This is a genomic window from Paraburkholderia sp. EG304 (assembly GCF_046543485.1).
Taxonomy (GTDB): Bacteria; Pseudomonadota; Gammaproteobacteria; order Burkholderiales; family Burkholderiaceae; genus Paraburkholderia; species Paraburkholderia youngii.
In genome coordinates, this window is sequence record NZ_JBKGUA010000471.1 from 1 (window position 1) to 255 (window position 255).

Annotated in this window: 1 protein-coding gene; it reads right to left on the minus strand. The window is 55.7% G+C overall.

Annotation, left to right across the window (positions count from 1 at the left end; translation table 11 throughout):
- The coding region (locus ACLFKU_RS44790; protein WP_410853525.1) for an IS66 family transposase at nucleotides 1-255 on the minus strand (255 nt) is incomplete at both ends.

The window sequence follows — 255 nt, forward strand, 5'->3', positions numbered from 1 at the left end:
GCGCTGAACGTAGCAGACTCATGATGGCTGCGGCTCGTTTGCCGGCTCGAAGCGAACCGGCAAACAACCAGTTCGACCTGCCGATAGCCCAAGGACGTATCTGGTTTTCGACCCAGTTGTTGTCTATAGGCACGTGACCGTCATCGAGATAGCGGGTCAGCGCATCCCATCGTTTAAGACTGTAATCCAGCGCTTTGGCAATTGCAGAACCTTCCGACACCAGCTTGCGCTGCGCCACCATCCATTCGTGAAGTG